Raw genomic sequence first — 8422 nt, 5'->3', positions numbered from 1 at the left:
GCACCCGCAAAGGTGCGACCTCGAGCCAACGGTGCGACCTCGCGCGGCAGACGACGAGGGTGAGCGTTGATGGTCGGCGAGCCGGGCCCGGAGAGCAGCGACGAGCGGTGCCCCACCGGCCTCATGGTCGACCTGCAGTCGGACCCGGTCGGGGTGGACGTGGCTGAGCCGCGGTTCTCGTGGATCGTGCCGCACCTGGGTGACCGGATGCAGGTCTCGTACCGGATCCAGGTGGCCACCTCGCCGAGCACGTTCGACGCACCGGTCTGGGACAGCGGCGAGGTCCTCTCAGGGTCGTCCACGGCGGTGCGCTACCAGGGCCCGCGACTGGCGGAGTCGACGCCGTACTGGTGGCGCGTGCGCGTGGCCACGTCGGCTGCCGGGTCATGGTCGGAGCCGGCACGCTTCATCACGGCGACGCAGCGCTGGGGCGGGGAGGCGATCTGGGGTCCGGCCGGATCCCCGTGGGTGCTGCTCCGCACCGAGGTCGAGCTGCCCGACGTGCCGATCGTCGCGGCTTTCGTGGAGGCGGCTGGGCTCTCGCCCGAGGGCGCGCGACAGTACGTCTACACGATGCGGATCAACGCGCACGTGGTCGGGCGGGGGAGCGTGCGCGGTTCGGACGGCCGCGCCCGGTACCACACGCACGATGTCGCCCGCGTGCTGAGGCCGGGGCGGAACGCGCTGGCGGCGCTGTGCTGGGCCGAGCACGGTCAGCAGTTCGTGGCTCGCCTCGTGGTGGTGCTCACCGACGGCAGCCGCATCGAGGTGCCAACCTCCACGCGGTGGAAGGCACGCAGCGGTGAGCGGCTGCTGCCCGGCACGGAGGACATCGGCGGCGGCTGGTACCGAGCGCCGCGCGAGGACTGGGACGCGCGGCACGAGCCGGTGGGCTGGACCGAGCCGGGCTTCGACGACCAGACCTGGCCGAGCGCCGTCGTCGTCGAGATGCCGGCAGATCCCGCGCCGGCGACCGTCTCGATCGAGCAGCACCTCGGCGAGGTGCTGGAGGCGCGGCGCGTGCAGCCCGGGCGCTGGTTCATCGACCTGGGTCGCGAGATCGTGGGTGGCCTGCGACTCGACGTCGAGGCGACCTCCGGCACCGACGTGACCGTGCGCCTCGGCGAGGAGCTGGAGGGCGGTCGGGTCCGCTCGCAGCTGCGCACGAGCAACCGCTACGAGGAGACCTGGACCCTGCGTGACGGCCCCCAGACGATCGAGCACTGGGGATACCGGGCGTTCCGGTACGTCGAGCTCGAGACCGACCCCACGCTCGACCTGTCGCGCGCGCTGCGGCCGGTGGTGCTGCGGGCGCCGTACGTCGGTGGGGGTGCCTTCACGTCGTCCGACCGGGACCTGGACCGCGTCTGGGAGCTGTGCCGGTGCACGATCGAGGCGACCTCGCTCGACCTCTATCTCGACACCCCCGCGCGCGAACGTGGCCCCTACGAAGGTGACACCTACGTCAACCAACGGTCCCAGTACGCCGTCGAGCGCAGCTACGCCCTGGCCCGGTACTCGGGTGAGTACCTCACACGGCGGCCGACCTGGCCCACCGAGTACCACCTGATGCCCGTGCTGGTCGCGTGGGAGGACTACCTCGCCACGGGCGACGACCGGCAGCTGCGCACCGACGTCGAGCTGTGGGAGCAGGCGAACTACGACGACCACCTGGGCGAGGACGGCCTCCTGCGCAAGGAGCCCGGGGTCAATGGCGGCGGCCGGAACGCCGATCTGACCGACTGGCCCGTGACGTGCCGCGACGGGTACGAGTTCACCGACGTGAACACGGTCGTCAACGCGTTCCAGGCCGCTGCGTACGGCGCGCTTGCCGACGTCGCCGAGGTCGTGGGGAGCCCGCACGACGCCGCGCGCCACCGCGATCGAGCGCAGCGGATGCGGGGCGCGATCAACGAGCTCCTGCTCGATGAGTCCGGCTACCGCGACGGGCTCCAATCGACCCATCGCGCCCAGCACGCGACCGCGATCCCGGTCGCGCTCGGGCTCGCCCCCGAGGACCGGCTGCGTGACCTCGGCGATCGACTCGCCGCCGGCGGCATGAGGATGAGCGTGTACGGCGCGCAGTTCCTGCTCGAGGCCCTCTGCCGGGCCGGGCGCACCGATCAGGCCCTCGCGCTGATGACGGCGACCGGCCCCTGCAGCTGGCTGCATCTGATCGACCACCTCGGCGCCACGCTCGTCCCCGAGGCCTGGGACCCGTCGCTCAAGCCCAACATGACCTACTCGCACGCGTGGGGGACCGCGCCCGTGAACATCGTGGCGCGATGGATCCTCGGCGTGCAGGTGGAGTCGCCGGGCGCTGAGCGGCTGGTGGTGCAGCCGCGCCCCGGACCGCTGCGGCGCATGGCGGGCACGGTGCCGACCATCCGCGGGCCGGTGGCGGTCGAGTTCGACCGTGACCGCGGGCACCTGCAGGTCACCACACCGCCGAACACCACGGCCCGGGTCATCCTCGGCGGGGCCGCCGCAGGCCTCGGCGACATCGACGCCCCATCCGGATCCACCATCACCCGGTCAGCCCAGGGGGTCGAGATCGCCGACGCCCCCGCCGGTGTGGTGCGCATCCGGTGGGACGCCGACGCTGATCGGTGAGAGCAGCGAAGGGCTGGACACGCGGAGGGCCCCAGCCGCGTAAAGTGCGTTCGGTGTCGGAACCCTTGAGCAACTCGCACGTCCTGCTGACCGGAGCGACCGGTTTTGTGGGACAGGCAGTCCTGGAGAAGCTGCTCTCGGCCTACCCCACCACCCGGATCTCGGTCCTGGTGCGGCCCCGTGGTGCGCTGAGCGCACAGATGCGCGTGGACAAGCTGCTCCGTAAGCCCGTGTTCTCGGCCTGGCGTGAGCGTGTGGGGGCCCCGACGGCGGATGCCGAGGCGGCGAGTCGGGTCGCCGTGATCTCCGGTGACCTGGGCGACGTGCCTGAGCTGCCCGATGACGTCGACGTCGTGGTGCACTCGGCATCGTCGGTCTCCTTCGACATGCCGATCGACGAGGCGTTCGCCGCCAACGTCGATGGTCCGGTCAGCCTGTACGAGGCGCTGCTGGCCTCCGGCTCCGACCCGCACGTGGTGCACGTGTCCACCTGTTACGTGGCCGGACTGCGCAAGGGAGTCTCGGAGGAGCGGTCGCTCGATCACACGATCGACCGCCGGCTCGAGACGGCGCGAGCGCTCGCGGCGAGGGACGAAGCAGAGGCGGCATCCCGCCGTCCGGATGTCCTCAAGCCGATGCTGGCGCAGGCGCGTGCGACGCATCGGCGAGCCGGTGCGCAGGCGGTCTCGGCGGCGGCCGAGGACGCACGCAAGCAGTGGGTGAACGACCGGCTCGTCGAGGCGGGCCGCACCCGGGCGCTGTCGCTCGGCTGGCCCGACGTCTACACGTTCACCAAGGCCCTCGGCGAGCGTGTCGCCGAGGAGCTCTGGGCCGCTGAGCACCGGCTCTCGGTCGTGCGTCCCACGATCATCGAGAGCTCGTACCGGCACCCGTACCCGGGCTGGATCGACGGCTTCAAGGTCGCCGACCCGCTGATCGCCGCGTACGGGCGCGGCATGCTGCCGGAGTTCCCGGCCCTGCACGACACCATCCTCGACGTGATCCCGGTCGACCACGTGGTCAACGCGATCCTCGCCGCCGCTGCGAACCCGCCCGAGAAGGACGACGCGCAGTACTACCAGGTGGGGTCTGGGCTGCGGAACCCGCTGCGGTTCGGTGAGGTCATCCGGCTCGTGCGCGATTACTTCCGCGAGCACCCGCTGCTCGATGACGAGGGCTCCAACGTGCAGGTGCCGAACTGGACGTTCCCCAACGGGCCTGCGGTCGACCGCAGCCTGCGCCGCCGCGAGAAGGCGGTGGAGGTCGCTGACCGGGTCGTGGGCAGGCTGCCCGCCAACGACACCACGCGCAAGTGGATCTCCGGGATCTACAAGGCCAAGCGCGACCTGCGCACGCTGCGCAAGTTCACCGACCTGTACCAGCCGTACACGCAGACCGAGGTGGTCTTCGACGACGCCCGCACCCGTGCGCTGCACGAGTCATTGCCCGCCGATCGCCAGGCCGAGCACGGCTTCGACGTCACCGAGATCGACTGGCCCTACTACATGCAGACCGTGCACATCCCCAACGTGCCCGGTCTGATGCGCGCCCGTGAGCAGCGGGGCAGGACCGGTGGCAGCAGTGCGGCCAAGCTGCCCGAGCGCACTGACGTGCTTGCGGTGTTCGACCTGCACGGGACCATCGCCGCGGCCAACCTGCTCGAGACCTACGTATGGGTCGAGATGGCGCAGGGACCGCACAAGGCGCTCGGCGAGGTGTCCGGGATGGTCGGGCGCTCGATGACCTACCTGCAGGCCGAGCAGCGCGACCGCGGCGACTTCATCCGGTCCTTCATGCGCCGATACGCCGGCACGAGCGAGGCCGAGCTGCGGCAGCTGGTCGCCACCAAGGTGGCGCCGCTGTTGCGCTCGCGGATGCTCGCCGAGGCCGCCGCGCGCATCGAGGAGCACCGCAAGGCCGGGCACCGGCTCGTGCTGATCACCGGGCAGATCGACGTGTTCGTGGAGCCGATCGCGCACCTGTTCGACGAGGTGGTCTCGGGCTCGATGGAGGTGGACGAGCAGGGCCGGTGGACCGGTCACCTGGCGATCTCGCCACTGGTCGACGAGGCGCGCGCCACGTGGCTGGGCCGTTACGCACGCGAGCACGGCTACGACCTCGCCGGTTCCTACGGCTACGGCGACACCTATGCCGACCGACCCTGGTTGGAGCTGGTGGGGCACCCGACGGTCGTGAACCCCGATGCGAGCCTGTACCGCTATGCGCGCGAGAAGCGGTGGCCGGTGGAGTCGTGGACGCACGCGGCGGACAGCCGGTTCGGCTCGATCGCCCGTAGCGTGGTCGGGGGAGTCACGGGTGCACTGCCCGGCGGTGGTGCTCGAACGGGGGCGCCACGGTGAGCGAGATCGAAGGCTTGTCACCCCTGCACGGACGCGCGCTCGTCACGGGCGGCACCTCGGGCATCGGGTACGCGTTCTCGCGTGCTCTGGCCGCCCGCGGCTGCGACCTGGTGCTGGTGGCGCGCGATGCCGAACGGCTCGCGAGCGTGGCCGATGCCCTGACCCGCCGCTACGGCGTCGACGTCGAGGTGCTGCAGGCCGACCTGTCCGACCAGAGCGACGTGGAGCGTGTCGCGGAGCGCCTGCGCACCGACGAGCGCCCGGTCGAGGTCCTTGTCAACAACGCCGGTCACGGGCTTCACGACCCGATCGCGTCCGGTGACCACCTCGCGATCCACACCCGCGCCGTCGACGTGATGATCCGGGCGGTTCTCGTGCTTGCCGGCACCGCCGGGCACGTGATGGCGGAGCGCGGCCACGGCGTCATCATCAACATCGGGTCGGTCGCCGGGATGATCGCGCAGAACAACTACTCCGCGATCAAGGCGTGGGTGAACACGTTCTCCGACGCCCTCAGCCTCGAGCTCGAGGGCACCGGCGTGCGGGTGCTCACGCTCATCCCCGGCTGGGTCCGGACCGAGTTCCATGACCGCGCCGCGATCCGCACCTCCAAGATCCCGGACTGGCTGTGGCTCGACGCCGACCGGTTGGTGCGTGACGCCCTCAACGACGTGGACCGGGGCAAGGACCGGTCGCTGCCGTCCACGCGGTTCGCGATCATCGCGTTCCTCATCCGCCACGCCCCGCGACCGCTGGTGCGGTGGGGTACCGCGATGCTGCGGAGGGGGGCGAAGCATTGAGCACCAAGCAGACCGCTCGCTACCACGCCGCCTGGCACCGTGCGGTGCGATTCGTGTGCCAGCGGGTGCTCCTCAAGGCGCTGATCGGCGCCGAGGTGAGTGTCACCGTGGAGGGTGAGCGCAACGTCGAGGGGCTGCAGGGTCAGTTCATCGTCGTGGCCAACCACTCCAGCCATCTCGACGCCGCGACGATGTTCAGCTTCCTGCCGACCTCGCTGACGCGGAACCTCGCCACCGCGACCGCCGGCGACTACTTCTACAACAACCCGCTCAAGAGCAACTTCGTCGGGTTCTTCTTCAACTCCTACCCGGTGGACCGCGGCGGCCGGAAGTCCAAGAACGCCGGACTGAGCGTCTCGCTGCTGCGCTCCGGCGTGCCGTTGCTGATCTTCCCAGAGGGGACCCGCCAGAAGGACGGGAAGATGAAGTCCTTCAAGCCCGGAGCCGCCGCGCTCGGCCGGGCGCTGCGGGTGCCGGTGGTCCCGGTCGCCGTGGTCGGCGCCTACGAGGCGATGCCCAAGGGTCGCAATTGGCCCAAGCCCGGCCGCCCTCCGGTGAAGCTGCTGATCGGCAAGCCGCTGCGGGTGCGCGCCGGGGAGTCGCTCGCCGACTTCAACTCGCGCGTGGAGAACCGCGTCCGCGCGATGTACACGACGCAGTCGACCACGGTGCTGATCCATGACGAGGACCGCCCGCGCAGTCGCGGCCGCCACCTCGACGCCCAGGAGGACGCTTCATGACCGGGGATCTCAGTGAGGAGCAGACGCACGCATGACTGATGTGACGCACCAGAAGTGGTGGGGATGGGGTGTGGAGGGGATCGCCTTCCACCACGAGGACAAGCCGCACTTCGCCCCGTTCGTGCTGGACAAGATCGGGATCGACCTGTCGCAGCCGGGTACCCCGCCGCCGGACTTCGATGACATCGACGTCCCAGCCCCGCGCCTGGGTGAGGACCTGCAGACAGCCCTGCGCTCCGCCGTCGGCGATCACCATGTCATCACCGATGACATGGACCGGGTGGTACACACCTACGGCAAGGGCATGCGGGACCTGGTGTGGGTGCGCGCCGGCCACCTGCCGCGGATCCCGGACGTGGTGGTCTATCCCGCGAACGAGGCCGAGGTGCAGGCGGTCGTGGACCTCACCGTGGCGAGCAACGCGGTGCTGATCCCGTTCGGCGGCGGGTCCAACATCTCCGGCAGTCTCACCCCGCCCGCGCACGAGGACCGCACGATTGTCTCGCTCGACATGGGCCGGATGAACCAGGTGCTGGAGATCGACGAGGGCTCCGGGCTCGCGCGCATCCAGGCCGGTGGGCTCGGTCCGGACATCGAGGCGCAGCTCAACCCGCGCGGTTGGACGATGGGGCACCAGCCCGACTCCTTCAAGCACTCGACGCTCGGCGGGTGGATCGCGACGCGCTCCTCGGGCATGCAGTCGGACCGTTACGGAGACATCAGTGACATCACCCGAGGATTTCGGGTGGTGCAGCCGGGCAAGGTGCTGGTGCTGCGGCCGCTGCCGTCCACGTCCACCGGGCCGAGCGTGCGCGAGATGATCCTCGGCTCCGAGGGCCGGCTCGGCGTCATCACCGAGGCCTGGGTCAACGTGCACCGGCTGCCTGAGAACCGCGAGGTCATCGCTTACCTGTTCCCGAACTGGGCGGCGGGACTGGGTGCGATGAGGGACATCTGCACCTCGGACGCGTCGCCGTCGATCACCCGTGTCTCCGACGCGAACGAGACCGGCTTCTCGCTCGCCACCCGCAAGGAGTCGAACTCGCTGTCCGGCAAGCTCGGGCCGCTCGTGTTCGACCTGCTCGAGAAGCGGGGGTGGGACCTCGAGAAGGTCTGCATCTCCTACATCGGCTACGAGGGCGGATCTGCCAAGGTGCGGGCCGACAAGGCGATCGTCGGGAAGACGATCGGCAAGCACGGCGGTATCAAGCTCGGCAAGGGTCCGGGCGCACTGTACGACCAGAAGAAGTTCGACACTCCCTATATCCGTGACTTCCTGCTCGACCGCGGGGCCGTGGGCGACGTGTCCGAGACCGCAGCCCCATGGGAGAAGCTCGGCGAGGTCTACCACCGCACGATCCGTGCGGCGAACGGGGCGTTCGCGGAGATCGGCGTCAAGGGCTACATCATGTGCCACCTGTCGCACAGCTACCACTCGGGGGCGTGCCTGTACTTCACGTTCGGGTTCCCCCCGAACCCCGACGGCGACTTCCTCACCCAGTACGACGTGGTCAAGACCGCGATCCAGCAGGCCTTCATCGACGGCGGCGGCACGCTCTCTCACCACCACGGCGTGGGTACCGACCACGCCCCGTGGATGGAGCAGGACATCTCGGTCGCGGGAGTCGATCAGATGGTCGGGCTGCTCAAGGCCGTCGACCCCAGCCGCAACCTCAACCCCGGCTCGCTCATCCCGCCGCACCGGGAGTGGTGAGCTGACGGCGGGCCTGTGCTCCGCCGTCGTCTGTCAGTGACCACCCCGAGATCGTGCCCGGGTACCCGTTGACGCCCTGCCGCCCGTGCCGCTACGGTGATTGAGAACAATCACAACAGTTAGTTGTTCTTACAAACCTCGTGCTTCGCCACGACATCCCACCACCGACGTTGTGGATGCGTAGCGCGATCAGAG

Annotated in this window: 5 protein-coding genes; all 5 read left to right on the top strand. The window is 70.0% G+C overall.

Going from position 1 to position 8422, the window contains the following annotated elements; all coding sequences use genetic code 11:
• Positions 1 to 69 precede the first annotated feature (69 nt).
• The 5 genes from ACOJSN_RS22970 to ACOJSN_RS22950 are packed head-to-tail and all read left to right on the top strand — an operon-like array spanning position 70 to position 8227.
• Positions 70 to 2613 (top strand): family 78 glycoside hydrolase catalytic domain, encoded by a 2544-nt coding sequence (locus ACOJSN_RS22970; RefSeq protein ID WP_420114808.1) that lies wholly within the window; start codon positions 70 to 72, stop codon positions 2611 to 2613.
• A gap of 53 nt (positions 2614 to 2666) precedes the next feature.
• A complete protein-coding gene (locus ACOJSN_RS22965) occupies positions 2667 to 4973 on the top strand; it encodes an HAD-IB family hydrolase (protein ID WP_420114807.1) in 2307 nt (768 codons plus the stop codon).
• Positions 4970 to 5773, top strand: a complete 804-nt coding sequence (locus ACOJSN_RS22960) for an SDR family NAD(P)-dependent oxidoreductase (RefSeq protein WP_420114806.1) — start codon at positions 4970 to 4972, stop codon at positions 5771 to 5773. Before ACOJSN_RS22965 ends, ACOJSN_RS22960 begins: the two co-directional genes overlap by 4 nt.
• The gene (locus ACOJSN_RS22955; RefSeq protein ID WP_420114805.1) at positions 5770 to 6513 is read left to right on the top strand and encodes a lysophospholipid acyltransferase family protein; all 744 of its coding nucleotides are present in this window, start codon (positions 5770 to 5772) and stop codon (positions 6511 to 6513) included. Before ACOJSN_RS22960 ends, ACOJSN_RS22955 begins: the two co-directional genes overlap by 4 nt.
• A 31-nt stretch (positions 6514 to 6544) precedes the next feature.
• Positions 6545 to 8227, top strand: a complete 1683-nt coding sequence (locus tag ACOJSN_RS22950; RefSeq protein WP_420114804.1) for an FAD-binding oxidoreductase — start codon at positions 6545 to 6547, stop codon at positions 8225 to 8227.
• Positions 8228 to 8422: the final 195 nt, after the last annotated feature.

The sequence above is a fragment of the Pseudactinotalea sp. genome, assembly GCF_048594945.1.
GTDB lineage: Bacteria > Actinomycetota > Actinomycetes > Actinomycetales > Beutenbergiaceae > Pseudactinotalea.
The sequence above is the reverse complement of the archived record's forward strand: the minus strand, read 5'-3'. Positions and strand labels throughout refer to the sequence as shown.

Excerpts from the sequence above, each read along its gene's own strand:
- ACOJSN_RS22970 (WP_420114808.1), top strand. The coding sequence starts at position 70 with ATGGTCGGCGAGCCGGGCCCGGAGAGCAGCGACGAGCGGTGCCCCACC.
- ACOJSN_RS22950 (WP_420114804.1), top strand. The coding sequence starts at position 6,545 with ATGACTGATGTGACGCACCAGAAGTGGTGGGGATGGGGTGTGGAGGGG.